Origin of the sequence: Paractinoplanes rhizophilus (assembly GCF_042664765.1) — a bacterium.
GTDB classification, from domain to species: Bacteria; Actinomycetota; Actinomycetes; order Mycobacteriales; family Micromonosporaceae; genus Actinoplanes; species Actinoplanes rhizophilus.
Genome location: NZ_JBHTBJ010000069.1, coordinates 1 through 21,863, shown reverse-complemented (window position 1 = coordinate 21,863; position 21,863 = coordinate 1). Strand labels below are relative to the sequence as shown.

Below are 21,863 nucleotides of genomic sequence, written 5' to 3'. Positions count from 1 at the left end.
AACGGTGTTCAGCCGGCCGAACGGGTCGTAGTTGTACGTGGCGGTGGCCCCGCCGGTGTCCGAGCTCAGCAGACGGTCGCGGGAGTAGTGGAACGCCGTCGTGACGCCGTTGACCGTCTGGTCGATGACGTTGTCGTTGGCGTCGTGCACGTACGTCTCGGTGCCGGCGCCGTCGCCGGTCTTGGCCACCTTGGCCAGCCGGTCCCGTGGGTCGTAGGTGTAGTCGTAGGTGGTGTTGAGGTACGCCGCGTGGTTGTCGGCGTTCATCTTCTTCGTGACGTCCTGCCGGCGGTTGCCGTTCAGGTCGTACGCGTAGGTGTGCTGGCCGACCAGCGTGCCGTCGGACTTCTTCTCGGTCTGCGTCTTCGGCAGGCCGTCGGCGAAGTAGGTGTAGTCGACGGTGTTGGCGTTGCCCTTCACCTCGTGCAGCTTCTGCGCGAGGTCGGTGTAGGTGAACGTGCTGACCTTGGCCTTGGGGTCGGTCGCCGAGGTGCCGTTGGTCACCTTCGAGACCAGGTCACGCACGTCGTACTCGTACGCCGAGTACTGCTTGTCGTGGCTGGTGGTGAGCGGGGCGCCGTTCTCGTTGTAGGTGAACGACGTCGTGTTGACCGTCGCGCCGGACTTCGCCTCGACCACCTTGGCGACCTGGTCGAGCCCGGTGTAGGTCATCGTGTACTGGTCGATGCGGGCGCCCGGCGAGGTGTCGCCGACAGCGGTGAGGTTCGCGTTCGGGTCGTACGTGTAGCTGTAGGCGTGCTTCTCGTTGTCCGTGTCGCCCGAGTTGTCCCGCACCAGCTTCACCGAGTCGGCGAGCACGGTTCCGCCGGCCTGGTCGGACAGCGTGATCTTCGAGGCGTCGCCCTCGGCGAACTGGTACGAGCCGAGGCTTACCCAGGTTCCGGTGCCGGCCGTCTGGTCGACCGTGCGCACCGTGGTGCCGCCGGAGTGGGTGACCTACCGCGCCGGCGACCTGGGCGCCGCGCTGGCAGCGTATCGCGCGGCCCACGAGCAGCTGCGCCGCCAGCTCGGCGTCGAGCCCGGCCTCGAGCTGACCGGCATGCACCAGGCGATGCTGGAGCGGTCTCCCCGACTTGACCGGCCGGGGCGCTGAGCGGCGCAGCCAGTGGTCATCCGGGGACCGCGGTGGTGACCGATCCGGCGGCGACGGGCTCCCGGCGGCCGGGCAGCGCCCACTGCAACTGGCCGCGCGACGTGATGCCCAGCTTGGTGAACACCTTGCCCAGGTGGTACTGAACCGTCCGCGCGCTGATGAACAGGCGGGCTCCGATCTCCGGGTTGGAGAGCCCGGCCCGAGCCAACCGTGCGATATGGGCCTCCTGCTCGGTCAGGGCCTCGCCGGCGGAGGCGACCCGCGGCGGCCTCGCGCGGCGTGTGCCGGTCGCCTCCAGCTGCCGTCCGGCCCGGTCGCCGAACCCGCCGATCTCCATGCGGCGCAGCATGTCGTGGGCGACCTGCAGTTGCTCGCGGGCCTCCCCCGGCCGGGCCTCGGACTGCAGCCACTCGCCGAAGAGCAGGTGCGCGCGGGCCAGCTCGGCGCCGACCGATGCCGCGCTCAGGCGGGTGATCGCCTCCTGGTACAGACGTTCCGCGGCGGCGCCCTCGCTGAGCAGCGCGCGGGAGCGAGCCGCCACGCCGAGCGCCCACGCGGTGCCGGCGGCCTCGGCGATCTCGGTCAGCCGCCGCAGCGCCGGCGCGGCTCGCTCGGGACGGGCGCAGCGCACGGCCGCTTCGATCAGCTCCGCCAGCGCGAGATTCGCGAAGCCGAGCTCCTCGGGATGGCGCACCGCGAGCTCGGCCGATGCAAGCGCTTCCGCATGCCGGCCGAGTCCGTTGTGGAGCACGCTGCCGGCATAGTGCGCGACGGCCACGCCGAAGCCGCGCCCCCGCTCCGCCATGTCGCTCACGACCTCGTCCATCAGCCACCGGGCTTCCCGGCTGCGGCCCTGCCACGCGGCCAGCAGCATCGCCCCCAGGTCGGGCAGGGCGGCCGACGTCACCTTCTTGACCGCCGTGAACTCCCGGACGAGAACGGCGGCCGTGGTCAGCTCCCCCGCGTGCAGGTGCATCGCGATCCGCTGGCAGAGCGCGAACGGCAGCAGGGAGAGCGCTCCCGCAGCGCGGGCCAGCCGAACCTGCCGGATGGACAGCGCGCGCCAGCTCTCGTCGTCCCAGAGATCCACGGCGCTGCCGGTGGCCGCGAACAGACACCGCAGCTGCTCGTCCTCGGACACTTCACCGTGGCGGAACTCGCCGACCGCCCGTTGCAGCGCCGGCGCCCCGGCCGGGTACCCGTCGATGATCAGCGTGGCCATGCCGTCGAGCAGCCGATCCGACGCGTCACGCCGGCTCGGCGACGAGGCGCCGCGCGCCGCCCACGCGACCTCGACCGGGCCCACCGGTCCGGCTCGGTGCCCGAGCAACGCCGCGGACAGCGCCTCCAGGTACGACTCCCGGGCCGGCCGCGGATCGAGCCGCTCGTAGCGAACCGCCCCGTCGAGCAGCAGCCCCACGGACTGGCCGCTCATCCCCGCGCGAAACGCCATCCGTCCGCGCAGGAGGCTCAACCGCGCCCGGACCGGCTCGTCCTGCGGCTCGGTGGCGGCCATCGCCATCAAAGTCGCGGCCGCGTCCGGCGCGCCGGCCTGGTACTTCGCCTCCGCCGCCGCGATGGCGCGGATGCCGCGCCGGTCCGGGTCCGGGGTCAGCTGCGCCGCTCGTTCCAGGAACGCGGACGCGGCCGGCAGCCCGCCGCGGGCCCGGGCACGGGGCGCCGACCGCTCGAGCTCGGCCGCGACATCCTCGTCCGGTTCGCGAGCCGCCGCGGCGCGGTGCCAGGCGAGCAGGTCGGGATCGGCGACGCGGTCGGAGACGTCGGCCAGCGCGGCGTGCACGCGGCGGCGTTCCTCCGGAGACGCCGAGTGGTAGGCGGCCAGGCGGGCCAGCGGATGACGGAACCGCACCCGCGTGCCGAACCGGACGAGCCGCGTGCCCGCGACCGGGTCGGCCGCCTCGGCCGGGATGCCCAGCCGCGCGGCGGCCCGCCAGACCATCAACTGGTCGCCGGACGGCTCGGCCGCCGCCACCTGGAGCAATCGCCGGGACGCGCCCGGCAGCGCGTCCAGTTGCCGCCGGCAGCTCTCCTCGGCCCGATCGGTCAGCGGTGTTGCGCCCGGCAGCCAGAAGCCGCCCGCGAGCTGCTCCGGCGTCAGGCCGCGGGGCAGCTCGAGCAGGGCCAGGGGGTTTCCGTGCGCCTCGGCGACGATCAGGTCTCTGGCCCGCGAGTCGAGGGTTCCGACCAGTGCGGACTCCAGCAGGGCGCACGCGTCCGCCTCGCGCAGGCCGGATATCGGCAGCCGCGGCAACCCGGCCAGTTCCGTGCCCGGGACGCGGACCGCGCAGACCAGAGCGACCGCATCGGCGAGGCGGCGCGCGACGAAGCCCAGGATGCGGGCCGTGGCCCGGTCGAGCCACTGGTAGTCGTCGACGAGGCAGACGACCGGCCGGCGGCCGGCCGCTTCCGAGAGCAGTCCCAGCACGGCAAGTCCGGTCAGGAACGGATCGGGCGAACCGGCGCGCATGCCGAACGCGGTCAGCAGCGCGTCGCGCTGGGGCTCGGCCAGCGCGTCCAGATGATGCAGGATGGGCGCACACAACTGGTGCAGCCCGGCGAAGGCGAAGTCCAGCTCCGGCTGCGAGCCCACCACGCGCACCACCCGGCAGCCGGACGCCTGCCCGTCCAGGTAGTCGAGCAGCGCGGTCTTACCCACCCCGGCCTCGCCGTGGATCACCAGCACCCGGCCCTGTCCCGACCGGATCGCCTCGACCAGCAGGTCGATCGTCCGGCACTCCGTGCGGCGGCCGGTCAGGCCGGCCGGGCCCACACTGTGCTGATCGAGTTCGGGGTCGTGCCCGCGACTGCCGATCATGCGGAACCACCTCCTACCGGTCCGATACTCCCCGGGCCGGGCGGTGCTGTCTTCCCCGCAGGCCGCCAGTCCGTGTACCGGCTGGCGGTAACAGACGAGGGCTCAGGTGACGCCGAGCACACGGCGGACGGCCGCGGCGGACAGCTCGGTCTTGGGGACGAATCCGGCCACCGGCGCCTCGGCGATCAGCTCGGCGTAGTCGTCCTCGGCGTACGACGAGATCATGACGAGCCGGCCCGCGTGCCCGCCGGCCGCCAGGTCCCGGACCACGTCGAACCCGGATTCCCCGCCGAGGCGGATGTCGACCAGGACGACGTCCGGGCGCAGCTCCGCCACGCTCCGGAGGGCCGCCGAGCGGCTGCCGGCGACGCCGGCCACGACCAGGCCGTCCCGTTCCAGGGCGGCTCGGGCGACATCGAGGAAGTTCTCGTCATCGTCCACGATCACGCACCGCAGTTGCACACCGCCATCCTTCCAGCCGGTTCGGGCGCCGCGCATTGCAGCTAGCAGGGGGGGCGGACTCAGCGCGAGTCCAGAAAGGCCAGAACGGCCAGGACCCGGCGGTGCACCTCGGCGCTCTCCGGCAGCCGCAGCTTCATCAGGATGCGGCGTACGTGCTTCTCGACCGTTCCCTCGGTGACCGACAGCGCCTGCCCGATCCCGGCGTTCGACCGGCCCTCCGCCATGAGCTCGAGCACTTCCCGCTCCCGGGCGGTCAGCTCGTCCAGCGGATTGTCCGGGCGTCGTGCCGCCACCAGCTCGTGGACCAGTGCGGGGTCCACTGCCGAACCGCCGCGGATCACCTGCCGCAGCGTCCGCACGAACTCCGTGACGTCGGTGACGCGGCTCTTCAGCAGGTAACCGGTGCGCTCGCCGTGGGCGAGCAGATCCATCGCCTGCTCGACCTCCATGTGCGCCGACAGCACCACGACGGCCGTCTCCGGAAACTGCCGCTTGATCAGCTGGGCGGCCTCCAGGCCCTCGGTCGAGAACTCCGGCGGCATCCGGATGTCGACCACCGCCAGGTCGGGTCGCTCCGTGCGGGCGAGCTCGAGGAGTCCGGCGGCGTCACCGGCCTGACCGACCACCTCGAGCCCCGAACGGTCGAGCAGGCTGGCCAGGCCTTCCCGCAGCAGGATGTCATCGTCGGCGAGGACGACTCGGGCACGGCTGCCATTCACGCGAACATTGTCCACCCCGACCGGCGGATCATCCCGGCCGGACGGAACTGACATCGACCGTGGTGATGGGCAGTTCCGCGGTCAGCGTGGTCCCGGTACCTTCCGGGCTGTCGAGCCACAGCCTGCCGCCGAGCGCCTCGACCCGGTCCTTGAGCCCGACCAGGCCGGTGCCACCGGCCACCATGGCCCCGCCGACGCCGTCGTCGGTGACCACGACCCGCAGCAGCCGGCCGGTCGCCTCGACGCGGATGCTGACGACCGAGGCGCGCGCGTGCTTGACCGCGTTGGTGAGCGCCTCGGCGACGACGTAGTACGCGCTGACCTCGACGTGCTCCGGAAGCCGCCGGTCGACGAGCAGGTCGAGCCGGACGGGAAGCAGCGAGCGCCGGGCGAGCCCCCGCAGCGCGGGGCGCAGGCCGCCGCTGGCCAGGACGGCCGGGTGGATACCGCGGGCGATCTCGTGCACTTCGGCCAAGGCGTCGTTGGCGGCGGCCACCGCGCTGCCGAGCTGGGCGCGCAACGCGTCCAGCGCGGGCGGTACGGTCGTCTGCGCGTCGCGCAACTGCAGCGCCAGCAGGACCAGCCGCTGCTGGGCGCCGTCGTGCAGGTCCCGCTCAATGCGCTGGCGCGCCTGGTCGGCGGCGGCGACGATCCGTGCCCGGGAGGCGGCCACCTCGGCTCGTGCCTCGGCGTTGGCGATGGCGGTCGACACCAGCTCGGCGAAGGCGGTGAGCCGGGCCTCGCTGTCCGGCGGCGGCACCTCGTCGCCGGTGGACCCGGCGAGCAGAACGCCCCACAGGCGGCTCTCGGCGCTGACCGGCACGCCTACCGCCGCCTGCCAGCCCCAATCGCGAACGGCGACCTGGCCGATCGGGCCGGTGGCGTCGGCCCGATAGGTTCGCGCCGGCCGGCGGGTGCGGTGGACGAGGGTGCTGACGTTCACCCCGCCGAGCGGCAGCCGGGCGCCCAGCGGCGTCGGCGACGCGTCTTCCCCGGCGCTCCACCGGCCTACGATCTCGATCATCTCGGCCTCGTCGTACCGGAACAGGGCCGCGAAGTCGACCGCGAGAAGCTGCCCGGCCTCCGCGGCCACCGCGGCGAACACCGACTCCGGCGGCTCGGCCCGGGCGACCAGGGTGGCCACCCGCCGCAGGGCCGCTTGCTCGTCGGCGATGCGCCGGTATTCGGCGTACAGCTGGGCATTGTCCAGGGAGACCGCGAGCTGACCGGCGATGAGCCCGACAGCTTCCAGCCGTTCGGTGGTGAAGGCGCCGCGGATGAGGCGATTCTCCAGCAGCAGCACGGCGCGCAGCACACCGCGTCCGAAGACCGGCACCGCCAGCAGCGAGCAACAGGTGACGCCGTCGAAGTACGGGTCGCGGGCGAATCGGTCGTCGCTGGTGGCGTCGCTCACCGCCAGCGGCTCCTGGGTCCGGCGCAGGTAGCGCAGGACCGACGTCGGTGCGGCGGGGCTGCTCGCCGGCCCGGAGAGCGCCCAATCCTGCCGGGCCTCGTCCCACAGCACGAGATCCACGCCGGTGGCGCCGGCCATCGCGCTCAGCACCTCCGCCACCCGGGCTTGCAGTTGTTCGATGCTGGTCTCCGAGCTCAGGGCCCGCGCGGCCGACAGGATGCCGAGGAGGTCACTGACGCCGGCGGTCATCGGAGCGCGCAGCGGATGGTCGCCGCCCGGGTGGCCGCTCTCGCCGGACGCGCCGTCGGCCGACCGGCTCAAGCCGGGGTATGCCCATTCCATCTGCTCGGATTTGGCCACCGCTCCCCACGCGAGGTACTGCTCACGAGCCCGGCCGAGGAGCTCGTAGCCGGTGTGTTCCAGGCCGTGGGCCAGCGCGAAGCGGCCGGCGCGCTCGGTGATCAGCGCCTGGTGCCACGGGCGCTGCCGCCGTTCGACCTCCCGGCGGGCGGAGTCGAACGCGAAGGCCGCGGCGCGGAAGTCGCCCATCGCCCACGCCTGCTCGGCCTCCACGAGCCGCAGCAGGTGCAGGAAGTTGTCGGGGGCGTCCGCGGCACGAGCGCCCAGCCACCGAAGCACGCCGTCCAGTTCGGTCAGCAGGGCGGCGCGCTCGTCGCCGTGGACGGACCGGGCCTGCCCGGCCAGGCCGAGGCCGTACAGCGGATGGGCCAGGGCGCTCATCGAGAAACCGGTGATGACCGGCAGCAGTCGCACCGCCGCCGCCCCGTGCCGCGCCAGCTCGGCCGAATCCCCGAAGATCGCCGCGGCGATCGCCCGGCACAGGTGGACGTGGATCGTCACGAGTGGGTTGCCCGCGTACCGATCGACGGGAATCACTTCGGCAGGCGCGGCCGAGCCCTCCCCGCGGAGCACGTCGGCCAGCCACTGATAGCTCTCCAGCCACTGCGACGTCTGCTCGGTGCCGGTCCGCCGCGCGAAGGCCTGCGCCGCGTTCACCTGCGCCATGCAGGTGTCCAGCGCCGGGCCGCAGTCCAGCAGCCCCACCACCGTCTGGTGGTAGGTGTAGCCCGCGTTGGTCAGGTCGCCGCCCGCGAGCAGCCCCTCCCGGGCGCGCAGGCTTTCCTGGACGCTGTTCTCCACCGGCTCGAACCAGGACTCCAGCAGCGACACGACCAGACGGGCATGCGAGGTGTCGGGCTCGTAGGCCCGGGTCTCGGCCAGCGCGAGGATCCGCCGGGCCACCCGGTGGGCGGCGGCGTAGTCACCTCGCTGGGTGATGGCGTGGAAGGCGGCGTTGGCGGCCGAGCCGACCAGGGTGTGGCCGGGTCCGTGTTCGGTCCAGATCCGCAGCGCCTCCAGGCCCACCCACGAGAACATGGCCTGGTCGCCGACGAAGTACACCGGTGACAGCATCGCGCTGAGCAGGCTGCCCGCCGTCAGCAGCGCCGGGTCGGTGAGGCCGGGGCGGGACGCGTCGGCGGGATCGTCGCGCTCCAGCCACTGGTACATCCGGGCGAACTGCCGGTCGACCGCCGCCGCCATGTCCTCGGCGTCGGGGACATCGATGCCGCATTCGCGCAGCGACCGGACCACCAGATCGATGGCCTCAGGAAAACGGTTCCGGTGGGTCAGGCCCTTCACCTGGAGCGCCGTCGCGGCCGGGCGGTCCAGCACGGACGCGGCCAGCTCCTCCAGCGCGCGGTAGTCCTCGTCCGCCTCCTCCAGCCGGCCCAGGCTCAACAGCGCGGCGTGGTGGAGGGTGTGCAGCTCGATGAGCCCCTCGGCGCCGGTCTGATCGGCCAGCGTGAGCGCGGCCGCCAGCAGCGCGTGCACCAGCGGGAATTCGCCGATCTGCGTCACCTCGTCGGCGGCCCGTCGCAGCAGCACGGCCGCGGCCCGGCGCTCGGCGGGCTCGGTGACCGCGCCGGCCACCGGCAGGTACTGCTCGGCCGCGACGGCGAAGAGGTCGGGCACCGCCGCGAGCCGCCGCGCCATCGCCAGGTGCAGCTCGGCCCGGCGATCCGGGCCCAGGCCGCGCAGCACGTCCTCCCGGATGCGGTCGTGCCGGAACCGCACCGCCGCCGCGGCCCCGGCCTCCATCACCAGAATGCCTTCGCGCAGGGCCGGCTCCAGCACGTCGGCCAGGCGGGGGTCGGCGGTCGCGATCTCGAGCACGCTCAGCAGGGCGCGCCCGCCGAGGCAGGCCATCGCCTCCACCGCCTCCCGGGACCGCGCCGGCAGAGCCGCGACCCTGCTGGCCGACAAGCCGCCGGCCTCTGTTCCGGTCAGGTGCGCCCGCACGGTCGCGGTGTCCCACTGCCAGCCGCCCGGCGCGGCGGTCAGCACGCCGCCACGGCGGAGGGCGTTGAGCAACTCCACGGTCTCGTACGGGTTGCCCCGGCAGTGCGGCTCCAGCACCTCGCCCAGCTCCGCCGCCGCGTCGGCGGGCACGTGCAGCGTCTCGCCGAGCAAGGTACGGAAGTCGTCGCCCGTGAGGTTGCCCAGACTCAGGTGCGGCACGGCGGCCTCGCCCCACCGGGAGAGCATGCCGGCCAACGGGTGCGACGGGTCCACGTTCCCTTCCCGGTACGCCGCGACCAACAGCAGCCCTTCGGATCCCTCGTTGCTGAGCACCATGTCCACGAAACCGAGCGGCACGCCACCGCCCCACTGCAGGTCGTCAATGAAGACCACCAGCGGGCGCCGGCGGGACGCCACCGCGCGAAGCGCCCCGGCCGCCACGAGCTGCGCCCGGACCGCTGCCGTCAGCGGGTCGCCGAGGTCGCCCGGCCCCAGCAGCGTCGCGAACTCGGGAACCACCGTGGCGAGCAGGCCCGCGTTCGCGCCGAGCGCCCGCAGCATCCGGACCCGGATCGCGGCCACCTCGTCCTCGGGTTCGGCCAGCAGCAGCCGGCCGAACGACGTGAAGGCCTGCTGCACCGCGTTGAACTCCTGATCGCGGCGGTACTCGTCGAACTTGCCCGAGACGAACCAGCCGCCACCGGCGGTGACCACGGGGCGCAGCTCGTCGGCGAGCACCGTCTTGCCGACCCCCGGCGCGCCGCTGATCACCACGCCCGCGCACCGCCCGGCCAGCGCCTGCGAGAACGCCTCACGCAAGGCGGCCACCTGCTTGTCCCGGCCCACCAACCGGGACGGCGGCAGCAGCCGTACGGGAAAATCGTGCTCTCCGACCCGGAACTCCGGTGACCCGGCCCGGGTGTCGCGCTGCTGCTCGAGGTCGTGGACCACGCCGTCCGCCGACTGGTACCGGTTGTCCGGCTCCTTCTCCAGCAGGTGGAGGATGATCTTCGACAACGGCTCCGGTATGTCGGGATTGACGTCGGTCGGCGGGATCGGCAGCCGGGCGAGATGGTCATGGATCAGGCGCAAGGGGTCGTCCCGGCCGAACGGAGGCTCGCCGGTGCCCAGCTCGTAGAGGACGGCGCCCAGCGCGTACAGATCGGCACGCTGGTCCACCGCCCGGCCGGTCCGTCCGGTCTGTTCCGGCGCGAGGTACGCCAGCGTCCCGGGGATCTCGCTGTGATGGGTGAAGGCCGGCCGGATCTCGGCGATCGACGTGGCCAGGGCGAAGTCCACGAGGGTGGGCGTGCCGTCGGCGGCGACCACGACGTTGGCCGGGGTCAGGTCACGGTGGATCACGTCGCGGCGGTGCAGCTCGGCCACGGCCCGGGCCAGCCCGAGCGCGAACCCGGCCAGATCGCCCGCGGGCACCGGTTTCCGCAGGTCCGCCAGGGTGCGATCGCCGGCGTCCGCGAGCATGATCGAGCCTTCGTGCGGTGGTTCGTCGGCCAGCTGGGCCACTCCCCCGGCGCCGCGCAGCCGCTGCAGGATGGCGGTCTCGTGCCGGACGCGCGATTCGGCCTCCGGACCCAGCGGTTCCTTCGCGACCAGCGTGCGGCCCGCACGCGACAGCCGGACGACGCGCGTGCGGTTGCTTTCGTGCACGACCGCGAACCGCACGGACGGATCCAGGTCGTCCGCCATCCCGCACCTCCACACCTGGCCGGAGATCCTGTTACATCCTTACGCCGCTGGAGCCGCGAACGCGACCGGCGCCGGGCGCGAATGGCCGGCGCAGCGCGATACCCACGGGCAGGATGATCGCGGCTCCGGCGTAGCTGAGCGCGGCGGTGGTGATCCACTCGTCCGGTGTGGCTCTGATCCATGGCACGCCGCAGCAGTGCGGTCGTCATCGAGGGCTGCGCGTCAGCAGGTGCTCGGCGGCGATCGGCAGTTCGCGGGGCCGGTGGCCGGTGGCGTGGTACACCGCGTTCGCGATGGCGGCGGCGGAGCCGACCTGCCCGATCTCGCCGACGCCCTTGACACCGAGCGGGCCGGTGACGGTGTCCTCGACCTCGATCAGCTCGACGTCGATGTCCGGAGCGTCGGCGTTGACCGGGACGAGATAGTCGCCCAGGCTGATGGCGGCCCACCGGCCGCGCTCGGTGTCCATGCGGTTTCCCTCGAGCACAGCCTGGCTCATTCCCCAGAGCATGCCGCCCATGAGCTGGCTGCGGGCCGTCTTGGGGTTGAGGATCCGGCCGGGTGCGAAGGCGCCGGTCATGTGCCGGACGCGGACGATGCCGAGGTCGGCGTCGACGGCGACCTCGGCGAACTGGGCGCCGAAGGTCAGCAGTCCGTACGGGGTGTTCAGGGGCGGCGGATCCCAGCTGCCGATGGCCTCGGCGTCGTTACGGCGCCGGCGCCGCATCAGTGCGGCATAGGTCTCGCCGGCGTCGGCGCCGCTCAGCGTCATCCGTCCACCGGACACGGTGATCCGGGCCGGGTCGGCGCCGTGCAGCGGCGACTCGGGGTCGTCGACCGCCAGCGCGATCAGCTGGTCGCGCACGGCGGTGGCGGCGTTGTGCACGGCCGAGCTGACCATCATGGCGCCGTTCGAGCCCACCGGCGAGCCGGCAGTCGGCAGGTCGGTGTCGCCGAACTCGAGCCGCACGTCGTCCAGGTCGATGCCGAGCCCGTCGGCGGCGACCTGGGTGAGCACCGTGACCATTCCGGTGCCGAACTCCTGGGCGGCGGTGGCCACGACGGCGGTGCCGTCGGCGTGCAGCTGCGCGCGGGCGCGCTGGGTGCGCATGAAGAACGCGACCGGGTACGCGGCGGCGGCCATCCCAGTGCCGATCAGCCAGTTCCCTTCGCGCCGGGACCGCGGCCGTGGATCCCGCCCGGCCCAGCCGAAGCGGGCGGCGCCCCGCTCGAGGCACTCCCGCAGCCCGGAGCTGGACCAGGGGTGGCCGGTGTTGGGGTCGACGTCGGTGAGGTTGCGCAGCCGCAGCTCGACCGGGTCGACGCCGAGCTCGCCGGCGAGCTGGTCCATGGCGCACTCGAGGGTGAACACGCCGAGCGCCTCGCCCGGTCCGCGGGTGAACGTGGGTGTCATCGTGTTGCCGCGCACGAGACGGTGGATGCCCTGGTAGTGGGGGCAGGCGTAGAGCTGCGAGGAGACGCCGAAGGCCGGCTCGGCCCAGTCGTCGAACGGGGAGGTGACCGAGATCTTGTGGTGCCGGACGGCGGTGAGCGTGCCGTCGCGCGCCGCGCCGAGCCGGATCTGGTGCTCCTGCTCCTCCCGGTGCCCGCACGAGGTGAACATCTGGCCGCGCGACATCACCAGCCGGACCGGTCGGCGTACCTGCCGGGCGGCCAGCGCGGTGAGGGTGACGTGCGGCCAGACCATGGCCTTGGAGCCGAAGGCGCCCCCGACGAATCGGGTCCGGACCCGGATCTTGGACGGGGACATGCCGAGCAGCGCGGCCACGGTCAGCTGCACGGCCTTGATGCCCTGGCAGGAGTCGTACAGCGTCAGCTGGTCGCCGTCCCACGTCGCGGCGGTGGTCAGCGGCTCGAGCGCGTTGTGGTGGTTGGCGGCGAACCGGAACGCCATGTCGACGCCCAGATCGGCGGCGGCGAACCCGTCCTCGACGTTCCCGCGCGTGGTCCGCGCGGGCATGAGGCCCCCGAAGATCTTGTCGGGCTCGTACGCGTCGGCGCGGCCCTGGTCGATCGTGGTGACCGAAACGGCCTCGGCGTAGCTGACCCGGACCAGGGTGGCGGCGTGCTGGGCCTGTTCGAGGCGGTCGGCGATGACGATCGCGACCGGCTGGCCGGCGTAGTGGATCACGTCGTCCTGCATGGGGAAGAACGTCTCGCCGGGAGCCGGGCCGCCCAGCAGGGACGGGAGCAGCGGCACGCGGTTCAGCTTCGGCATGTCGTCGTGGGTCAGGATCTGGACCACGCCCTCGGCGCGTTCGGCCGCGGCGGTGTCGATGGCGGTGATCCGGCCGCTGGCGATGCCGGCCCCGACGATCTGGGCGTACGCCAGATCCGGCAGGGCGATCTCGCCGGAGTACCGCGCCGCCCCGGTGACCTTGGCCGGGCCGTCGATCCGGCTGACGGCGCGGCCGATCGCCCCGCTCATCGCGCGTCTGGATTCGTCAGGGTCGTCAGCGACCGGACGATCGCCCGTTTCGCCAGCTCGACCTTGAAGGCGTTCATCGGTCTCGGCGTGGCCGAGGCCAGCTCCTCGGCGGCTGCCGCGGCGAAGGCGGCTTCGCCGGCGGGCCGGCCGAGAAGGCTGTGCTCGGCCCGGCGCGCCCGCCACGGCTTGGTACCCACGCCGCCGAGCGCCAGCCGGACGCCGGTGACGGCGCCGTCGTCGACGGTCACCGCGGCCGCCACCGAGACCAGGGCGAACTCGTACGACTGGCGGTCGCGGACCTTGAGGTAGAGGGACCGGCGGGCGACCGGGGCCGCCGGCACCTCGATCTCGGTGATCAGCTCGGCGTGCTCCAGCGCGCGCTCACGATCCGGGGTGTCCCCGGGGAGCAGGAAGAAGTCGTCGATCCGGAGGGCGCGCTCGCCGCCGGGTCCCCGGGTGTGCACCACCGCGTCCAGCGCGGTCAGCGCGACCGCGACGTCGGACGGGTGGGTGGCGATGCACGCGTCGCCGGCGCCGAGAATGGCGTGCCCGCGGTGGAATCCCTCGATGGCCGAGCAGCCGCTGCCGGGCTCGCGCTTGTTGCACGGCGACGTGGTGTCGCGAAAGTAGCCGCACCGTACGCGCTGGCACAGGTTGCCGCCCATCGAGGCCATGTTCCGCAGCTGCGCCGAGGCACCGAGCAGCAGCGCCTGCGCGATCATGGGGAACCGTGCCACCACCCCGGGCGCCCGGGCCACGTCGCTCATCCGCGCCAGCGCACCGATCCGCAGGCCGCCGCCCGGCACGTCCTCGATCCAGGTCAGCGGCAGGTCGTTGATGTCGACCAGCAGGCCGGGGCGCAGCACGTCCTGGCGTACCAGGTCCACCTCGGTGGTCCCGCCGGCCAGGAACGCGCTGTCCGGCCGTCCCGCCACCATCGCGATCGCGGCATCGGCGTCGGCCGCTCGTGCGTAGCTGAGGGGCCGCATCACCGCTCACCGCCGGTCGCGTCGCGGACGTCGCGGATCGCGGCGCGGATGTTCGGGTACGCGGCACACCGGCAGATGTTGCCGCTCATCCACTCGGCGATCTCGGCGTCGTCGCCGGCGTGGCCCTCCGCCAGCAACGCCACCGCCGACATGATCTGGCCGGGGGTGCAGTAACCGCACTGGAACGCGTCGCGGTCGATGAACGCCGCCTGCATCGGGTGCAGCTCGCCGGCGGGGGCCAGCCCTTCAATCGTGGTGATCTCATGGCCCTCGCAGGTGACCGCCAGCGTCAGGCAGGCCAGCACCCGGCGGCCGTCCACCCACACCGTGCACGCTCCGCACGTGCCCTGGTCGCAGCCCTTCTTCGACCCGGTCAGGCCGAGATGCTCGCGCAGCGCGTCCAGCAGGCTCACCCGGTTCTGGATCGGCAGCTCGCGGACCCGGCCGTTGACGGTGAGCCCGACCATCGCCCGCTCCGGCCCGCGCACCGCCGGCGGCGTCGCAATCTCCGCGGTCATCGCAACCCCTCCTGAAGAGAAAGAGATCCTCAGGATGCGAGACGGGTGGCCCGCGTCGTATCCGCCACTGGCCAGCCACTATGGCCGAGGCCGGCCGGGGAGTAGCGTGAGCCGGGTGCACGCGCCCGCTGGGTTGCCGGGGCGGGGACCGTGACCGAGCTGACCGGCCGCCGCTCCGAGTGTGACGTGCTCGATCAGCTGGTGGCCGCCGTGCGCGCGGGCGAAAGCCGCACCCTGCTGGTGCGCGGCGAGGCCGGCGTGGGCAAGACCGCGCTCCTGGAGTACCTGGCCGGCCGGGCGTCGGGCTGCCAGGTGCGGCGAGCGGTGGGCATCCAGTCGGAGATGGAGCTGGCGTTCGCCGCTCTGCACCAGCTGTGCGCGCCGATGCTGGACCGTCTGGACAGCCTGCCGGCGCCGCAGCGCGACGCGTTGCGGACCGCGTTCGGCCTGCGCGCGGGCCCGGCGCCGGACCGGTTCGCGGTCGGCCTGGCCGCCCTCGGCCTGCTCTCCGAGACGGCCGGGGAACGGCCGCTGGTGTGCATCGTCGACGACCAGCAGTGGCTCGACCGGGCCTCGGCGCAGGTCCTCGCGATCCTCGCCCGCCGGCTGGGAGCCGAATCGGTGGGACTGGTCTTCGGGGCTCGGGTGCCGACCGCTGACCTGGCCGGACTGCCCGAGCTGCCGGTCGAAGGGCTGCCGGAGGACGACGCGCGGGCCCTGCTGGAGTCGGCGCTGACCGGCCCGCTGGACGCGCCGGTCCGCGATCAGATCATCGCCGAGGCGCACGGCAACCCGCTGGCCCTGCTGGAGCTGCCGCGCGGCCGGACGGCGGCGGAACTGGCCGGCGGCTTCGGGCTGCCCGCCGCGGCGACCGTCCCGAGCAGCACCGCGAGCTCCATCGAGGAGAGCTTCCGCCGGCGGGTCGGCGTCCTTCCGGCTCCGACCCGGCAGCTGCTTCTGCTCGCGGCGGCCGATCCGACCGGCGACCCGGAGCTGGTGTGGCGGGCCGCCGCGCGGCTGCGCGTCGAGGCCGACGCGGCCGGGCCGGCAATCGAGGCCGGCCTGGTCGAGTTCGGCATCCGGGTGCGGTTCCGCCATCCGCTGGTTCGTTCGGTGGTCTACCAGTCGGCGCCGGTCCCGATGCGCCAGACCGCGCACCGGACGCTGGCCGAGGTCACCGATCGGGAGCTGGATCCCGACCGCCGCGCCTGGCACCGGGCGCACGCTGCCTCGGAGCCGGACGAGGACGTGGCCGGCGAACTGGAGCGCTCGGCCGGAAGGGCGCAGGCGCGGGGCGGTCTGGCCGCGGCGGCCGCCTTCCTCGAACGCGGCGTGATGTTGACCCCCGACCCGGCCCGGCGGGCCGGGCGGGCGCTGGCGGCCGCGAACACGAAATTCCAGGCCGGCGCGTTCGACGCGGTGCCGGATCTGCTGGCCGCGGCCGAAGCGGGTCCGCTGAGCGAGTTCGAGCAGGCCCGCGCCGACCTGCTGCGGGCCCAGCTCGCCTTCGTCACCAACCGGGGCGGTGACGCCCCGCTGCTGCTGACGAGGGCGGCCCGGCGCCTCGAGCCGATCGACGCCGGCCTGGCCCGGGCGACCTATCTCGACGCGCTGACCGCCTCCACGCTCGCCGGCCGCCTGGCGACCCCGGGCGGTCACACGCTGGAGGTGGCACGGGCCGCGCGGGCGGCGCCGAAGCCGCCGGACGACCCCCGGGTACCCGATCTTCTGCTGGACGGTCTGGCCGCGAACTTCAACGAGGGATACGGGGCGGGCGTGCCGTTCCTGCGACAGGCGCTGACATCTTTCGGCATCGGCACGTCGCCGGAGGAGGAGCTGCGCTGGCTGTGGCTGACCACCTTGGCGGCCCTGCACCTGTGGGACGACGAGCGCTGGGACGTTCTCTCCGGCCGGTATGTCGAGCTCGCCCGCCGGGCCGGCGCGCTGAGCGAGCTGCCCCTGGCCCTGAGCACCCGTTCCATGATGCTGCTGTTCGCCGGTGACCTGGCCACGGCCACGGACCTGACCGACGAGGGACGCGCGGTGATCGATGCGACGGGCAGCCAGTTCGCGCCGTACGCCGCCATGGGCCTCGCCGCGTTGCAGGGCCGGCCGGCGACGGTGTCCGCCCTGATCGAGTCGACCGCCGGCGATGTCGCCGAGCGCGGCGAGGGCATCGCGATATCGGTGGCGCAGTGGGCGAACGCGCTGCTCCACAACGGCCTCGGCCGCTATCCCGAGGCGATGAGCGCCGCCCAGCAGGCCCTTCATCTGCAGGAATATCCGGACATGCACTATCCGGGCATCGCCAACTGGGCCGCGGCCGAGCTGGTGGAGGCGGCCGCCCGCAGCGGGGCGACCGGGACGGCCGAAGGCACGTACCGCTGGATCGCCGCGATGACCAGCGCCAGCGGCACCGACTGGGCGCTCGGCGTCGAAGCACGCGCCCGCGCGCTGGTCACCGAGGGAAAGGCGGCCGAGGCCGCGTACGAGGACTCGATCACCCACCTCGGCCGCACCCGCGTCCGCGCGGAACTCGCGCGCGCCCACCTGCTGTACGGGGAGTGGCTGCGCCGGCAGCGCCGGCGCACCGAGGCGCGCGAGCAACTGCGCACCGCCCAGGACATGCTCGAGGCGATGGGGATGGCAGCGTTCGCCGAACGGGCCGGGCGCGAGCTGCGGGCCACCGGCGAGACCGCCCGCAAGCGCACCGCCACCGCGGCCGCCAGCCGGGAGCTGACCGCTCACGAGGCGCAGATCGCCCGGCTGGCTCGCGACGGGCTGTCCAACCCGGAGATCGGCGCCCGGCTGTTCCTCAGCCCCCGCACGGTTCAACATCACCTCGGCAACGTCTTCGCCAAGCTCGACATCACCTCACGCAGCCAGCTCGGCCACGCCCTGCCCCAGTACGGCGGGTGACCTGCCACCGGTGGCCCGCGCATGCGGGCTGCCGACTGGTCACCTGGGCTGTGCACTGGCGGATACGAGCGGTTCCGGCGGGCCGGAACATCACCGGTAGACAGCCGCCGACCAGCCACCTCCGGCGGCCGAACCGTGAGGAGAAACCCATGTCGTTCTTCACTGCCGGCACCGAGAACCGCACGCGGACCCTGATCAATTTGCTGGCGGCGGCCGGTGTCGCGATGACCGCCGCGGCCTGCTCCACCCCGGCGTCCGGCACGGGCGCCGGCAGCGACTCCCCGCCGGGCGCCTCGGCCCCGGACTCCGGCGGCGCGCTGAAGAGCGCGACCATCGGCACCGTCACCGTGGTCACCAACGCCCAGGGATTCACTCTCTACTCGTTCGCCCCGGACACGGCCACCACGTCGAAATGCACCGGGGCCTGCGCGCAGATCTGGCCGCCGGTCAGCGGGCCGGCAGCCGCCGGGCCGGGCGTCACCGGCACGCTCGGCACGATCACCCGGGCCGACGGCGCGAAGCAGGCCACCTACAACGGGCACCCGTTGTACACCTACGCCGCCGACACCAAGCCGGGTCAGGCCAACGGCAACGGCCTCAACGTCAACGGGGGCGTGTGGACGGAAGTCACCGCGTCCGGGCAAGCTGCCCCCGCCGGCAATCCCGCCGGCAATCCCGGCGGGATCGGCTATGGCTACTGACCGCATCAGCCGGCATTCCGGAGCGGGCGCCGGCGCCCGCCCCGGCCGGCCCATCGCCGTCGCACTCCGTCTCACCGGCGCCGGACTGATCCTCGCGGCGGCCGCCGTCCATCTGGACCTCTACCTGACCGGCTACCGGTCGATCCCGGTCATCGGCGGATTGTTCCTGCTACAAGTCGTCGTGGGAGTCGGCCTCGGCGCGGCGGTGCTGGTCACCGGTAGCCGCCTGGCCGCCGCGGCCGGGGCTCTGTTCGCCCTGGCCACGCTGGGCGGCTACCTGCTGTCGCTGTGGACGGGACTGTTCGGATTCACCGAGGTGCGCACCGCGGCGGGGATCGCCGCCGGGGTGATCGAGGTGGCCGCGTTCGCGACGCTGGCCGCGACCGCCCGGCCGGGCAAAGGCGCGCCTGCCGCGGCCGCCATCGGGGGCGTGTCCGTCGCCGCCTTGGCGCTGCTGGGCGTGGCGGTCGCGGGAGCGGGCGGCCCATCGGCGGGCGGGACGCCGGCAACCGCAGCTCTGCGGACGGCGACGATCGGCGGCGAGACGGTGCTGACCGACGGCCGGGGCTCGACTCTGTACTGGTTCGCTCCCGACACGCCGGACCGCTCGGTCTGCACCAGAGCCTGCGCGCAGTACTGGCCGCCGCTGACCGGCACGCCGGCGCTCGGGCCGGGTATCCCCGGCCGGCTGGGGACGATCGTCCGGCCGGACGGGTCGGCGCAGGTGACCTACGACGGGCACCCGCTGTACACGTACATCGCCGACACCGCCCCGGGCCAGGCTCGTGGCGACAACATCAACCTCAACGGCGGCGTCTGGCACGTGGTCCCCACGGCCGACTGAGCGCGGTCCGGCGGCGCGGCCTTCCGCGACTAGTTCGCCCGCACGTTCGCATATACGCTGCTCGCCGATGGACGTTCCGCAAGGCTTCGATCCCACGCTCATCCTCGTACTGAATCTGGCGGGGACGTTCGTATTCGGCCTCAGCGGCGGGCTGGCGGCCGTGCGGGCGAACCTCGACCTGTTCGGCGTTGTCGTCCTGGCGGCGGTTGTCGGGCTGGCTGGGGGAATCACCCGCGATGTGTTGATCGGCACGCAGCCCGCGACTTTCCGCGACTGGCGGTACCTGGCGGCGGCCGCGGCGGCCGGAATGGTGTGCTTCTTCGCCGGACGCCGGCTGGACCGCGCCGAGCGAGGCATCATGGTGTTCGATGCCCTCGGGCTCGGATTGTTCGCCGTGACAGGCGCCACCAAGGCGTTGCAATTCGGACTCGGGCCGGTGCAGGCGATCCTTCTCGGAGCGATCACCGGGGTCGGTGGGGGGATGCTCCGCGACGTGCTGCTGCGGCAGATTCCGACGGTGTTGCGGGAGGGGCTGTACGCGATACCGGCACTGCTCGGAGCTACGGTGTTGGTTGTCGCGCAACGCGCCGGCAGCACGAACCCGCTGTTTCCGATCCTGGGGGCCGTCGGGTGCATCGTCGTGCGGCTCTCTGGCTTGAAATACGGGATCAACGTGCCCACGCCGCCCGGCGACCGACCGGACCGCAAGCCGTAGGCCCGGCGCTACGTCTTGATGCGGCCGACCCGCAAGAGGAGGAGCGCGCACATGACCGGTTCCGGCTCTGTCACCGCCCGCGTCCTGCGCCGCCTGGGCGACGTACGCCCATGGCAGGAGGATTTTTACCGCAATTTGCACGAACATCCTGAGCTGTCCCACCAGGAACACGACACCGCCGCCGAGGTGGCCAGGCGCCTGCGCAGTTTCGGTTATCAGGTGCACGAGAGCGTTGGCGGTACCGGTGTCGTAGGTGTGCTGCGGAACGGCGAGGGACCGGCCGTGCTGCTACGGGCCGACATGGACGCCCTGCCGGTCAAGGAGGAGAACGGGCTGCCGTACGCCAGTGCCGTCACAGTCCGCGACCCGGGCGGCGCCGAGGTGCCGGTGATGCATGCCTGCGGCCACGACGTTCACGTTACTTGCCTGCTCGGGGCGTGTTCCCTGCTGGCCGGTGCCCGGCCGGAGTGGCAGGGCACTATCGTCGCGCTGTTCCAGCCGGCCGAAGAGCTCGGCGACGGCGCCCGCAAGATGGTCGAGGACCGGCTGGCGACGCTGGTAGGCAACGTCGACGTGGCATTCGCTCAACACGTGTTGCCGATGCCGTCCGGCACAGTCGGTACCCGGCCCGGCTCGACGCTGTCCGCCGCCGACAGCCTCAAGATCACCGTCTACGGGCGCGGCGCGCACGGCTCGATGCCGCAGGCGTCGGTCGACCCGGTGGTGCTGGCCGCCATGATCGTGGTGCGGCTGCAGACCGTGATCGCTCGGGAGATCCCTGCCACCGACCCGGCCGTCCTGACGGTCGGCAGCATCCAGGCCGGCACCAAGAGCAACGTGATCGGTGACCACGCCGTCCTACAGCTGAACATCCGCAGCTACAACGACCGGACCCGGCAGGCACTCCTCGACGCCGTCGAACGGATCGTCGTCGCGGAGTGTCAGGCCTCGCGATCGCCACGAGATCCCGAATTCGAATTGTTCGACCGTTTCCCGCCGACCCAGAACGATCCGGCGACCACCGCACGTGTCCGCGCCGCGTTCGCCGCCTTGTTCGGAGAGCGCGCACAGGACCTGCCACTGCAAACCGCGAGCGAGGACTTCAGCGACATCCCCACGGCGCTGTCCGCGCCCTACACGTATTGGGGAATCGGCGGCATCGATCCCGACGCCTATCAGCGGGCGCACGACTCCGGGCGCATCGCCGAGGACATCCCGGTCAACCACTCCCCCGCCTTCGCCCCGGTCGTCCAACCCACCCTCGACACCGGCACCCAGGCCATGGTCGCTGCCGCTCTTGCCTGGCTCGCCGGCCCGCGCGACACCTGACGCCGGCGCGGGTCTCGCCGGACTCACGGCAACCGCGGCTGCTTGCCAAACTCCGCCGGTCGACGAAAGCTGGTCTGGTGACGTCCATCGGTGAACTCCCGCCCGGCCTGGCCGCATCGGCGGCCCGCGCCGGCGACGCCTCGACCGTCCTCGACCCGGACGCGGTGACCGCGTTCATCACCGAGCAACTGACGGCCTACCCCTTCGACGGGCGCAGCGTATGCGTGCTCGTGCCCGACCACACACGCACCTGCCCACTACCACTGCTGATACGCGCGGTCCATACCGCGTTGCACGGGCGGGTGACCCGACTGACCGTGGTGATCGCGCTCGGCACCCACGCCCCGATGAGCGAACAGGCACTGGCGGCCCACCTCGGCTACCCGCCCGGAGAACTCGCCGGCACGTATCCCGGCACCACGGTGCTCAACCACCAGTGGTGGAACCCGGACACCTTCGCCGACCTCGGCACCATCCCGGCCACCCGCCTCGCCGAGCTCTCCGGCGGCGATCTGAGCGTCGATGTTCCCGTCCTGGTCAACCGGGCCGTCGTCGAGCACGATGTCGCCCTGGTCGTGGGACCGGTACTCCCCCACGAAGTCGTCGGGATCTCCGGCGGCAACAAGTACTTCTTCCCCGGCGTCGGCGGCCAGCAGATCATCGACGTGTCACACTGGCTGGGCGCCCTGATCACCTCCGCCGAGATCATCGGCACCACCGGGATCACACCGGTTCGCGCACTGATCGACGACGGCGCCGCCCTCATCCCGTCGGAGAAACTGGCCCTGTGCGTGGTCACCGCCGAGGTCGCCGACGGCGCGGCCG

At 73.0% G+C, this 21,863-nt stretch carries 15 protein-coding genes; 7 read left to right on the top strand and 8 right to left on the bottom strand.

Annotated elements, in window-relative coordinates; genetic code table 11:
• Positions 1-933: golvesin C-terminal-like domain-containing protein (locus ACFQS1_RS39010; RefSeq protein ID WP_378977829.1), on the bottom strand; the 933-nt coding region annotated here is incomplete at its 3' end.
• Position 934: 1 nt separating this feature from the next.
• On the opposite strand from ACFQS1_RS39010, the gene ACFQS1_RS39005 reads away from it, so the two are divergent.
• Complete coding sequence (locus tag ACFQS1_RS39005; RefSeq protein WP_378977827.1) at positions 935-1,114, top strand: BTAD domain-containing putative transcriptional regulator; 180 nt, start codon at positions 935-937, stop codon at positions 1,112-1,114.
• Positions 1,115-1,130: 16 nt separating this feature from the next.
• Here ACFQS1_RS39005 and ACFQS1_RS39000 read toward each other — a convergent pair whose 3' ends face one another.
• The 7 genes from ACFQS1_RS39000 to ACFQS1_RS38970 all read right to left on the bottom strand — a co-directional run bounded on the left by ACFQS1_RS39000 (position 1,131) and on the right by ACFQS1_RS38970 (position 14,530).
• On the bottom strand, positions 1,131-3,950 hold the full coding sequence (locus ACFQS1_RS39000) for a helix-turn-helix transcriptional regulator (RefSeq protein WP_378977825.1): 2,820 nt from the start codon (positions 3,948-3,950) through the stop codon (positions 1,131-1,133).
• A 102-nt stretch (positions 3,951-4,052) separates the two neighbouring features.
• Positions 4,053-4,412 (bottom strand): response regulator, encoded by a 360-nt coding sequence (locus tag ACFQS1_RS38995; RefSeq protein WP_378977823.1) that lies wholly within the window; start codon positions 4,410-4,412, stop codon positions 4,053-4,055.
• A 59-nt stretch (positions 4,413-4,471) separates the two neighbouring features.
• Positions 4,472-5,131, bottom strand: a complete 660-nt coding sequence (locus ACFQS1_RS38990; protein WP_378977821.1) for a response regulator transcription factor — start codon at positions 5,129-5,131, stop codon at positions 4,472-4,474.
• Between the two features lie 28 nt (positions 5,132-5,159).
• Positions 5,160-10,574: an AAA family ATPase gene (locus tag ACFQS1_RS38985; protein ID WP_378977819.1), complete on the bottom strand. Its 5,415-nt coding sequence runs from the start codon at positions 10,572-10,574 to the stop codon at positions 5,160-5,162.
• Between the two features lie 205 nt (positions 10,575-10,779).
• Complete coding sequence (locus ACFQS1_RS38980; RefSeq protein ID WP_378977817.1) at positions 10,780-13,023, bottom strand: xanthine dehydrogenase family protein molybdopterin-binding subunit; 2,244 nt, start codon at positions 13,021-13,023, stop codon at positions 10,780-10,782.
• The gene (locus ACFQS1_RS38975; RefSeq protein ID WP_378977815.1) at positions 13,020-14,012 is read right to left on the bottom strand and encodes an FAD binding domain-containing protein; all 993 of its coding nucleotides are present in this window, start codon (positions 14,010-14,012) and stop codon (positions 13,020-13,022) included. Before ACFQS1_RS38975 ends, ACFQS1_RS38980 begins: the two co-directional genes overlap by 4 nt.
• Positions 14,012-14,530, bottom strand: a complete 519-nt coding sequence (locus ACFQS1_RS38970; protein ID WP_378977813.1) for a (2Fe-2S)-binding protein — start codon at positions 14,528-14,530, stop codon at positions 14,012-14,014. The genes ACFQS1_RS38975 and ACFQS1_RS38970 overlap by 1 nt, the downstream gene beginning before the upstream one ends.
• A gap of 150 nt (positions 14,531-14,680) precedes the next feature.
• Between ACFQS1_RS38970 and ACFQS1_RS38965 the strand changes: the two genes are divergently transcribed.
• The 6 genes from ACFQS1_RS38965 to ACFQS1_RS38940 form a co-directional block, all read left to right on the top strand.
• Positions 14,681-17,449 carry a helix-turn-helix transcriptional regulator gene (locus ACFQS1_RS38965; protein WP_378977811.1) on the top strand — a complete coding sequence of 923 codons (2,769 nt, stop codon included), beginning with the start codon at positions 14,681-14,683 and terminating at the stop codon, positions 17,447-17,449.
• Between the two features lie 149 nt (positions 17,450-17,598).
• Entirely contained in the window at positions 17,599-18,150 is a 552-nt protein-coding gene (locus tag ACFQS1_RS38960) for a COG4315 family predicted lipoprotein (RefSeq protein WP_378977809.1), read from the top strand.
• Positions 18,140-18,994, top strand: coding sequence for a COG4315 family predicted lipoprotein (locus tag ACFQS1_RS38955; protein WP_378977807.1), 855 nt, complete (start codon positions 18,140-18,142; stop codon positions 18,992-18,994). Before ACFQS1_RS38960 ends, ACFQS1_RS38955 begins: the two co-directional genes overlap by 11 nt.
• Positions 18,995-19,061: 67 nt before the next feature.
• Positions 19,062-19,709: a trimeric intracellular cation channel family protein gene (locus tag ACFQS1_RS38950; RefSeq protein WP_378977805.1), complete on the top strand. Its 648-nt coding sequence runs from the start codon at positions 19,062-19,064 to the stop codon at positions 19,707-19,709.
• A gap of 51 nt (positions 19,710-19,760) precedes the next feature.
• Positions 19,761-21,038 carry an amidohydrolase gene (locus ACFQS1_RS38945; RefSeq protein WP_378977803.1) on the top strand — a complete coding sequence of 426 codons (1,278 nt, stop codon included), beginning with the start codon at positions 19,761-19,763 and terminating at the stop codon, positions 21,036-21,038.
• A gap of 77 nt (positions 21,039-21,115) precedes the next feature.
• A partial coding sequence (locus tag ACFQS1_RS38940; RefSeq protein WP_378977801.1) for a lactate racemase domain-containing protein occupies positions 21,116-21,863 on the top strand: 748 nt, incomplete at its 3' end.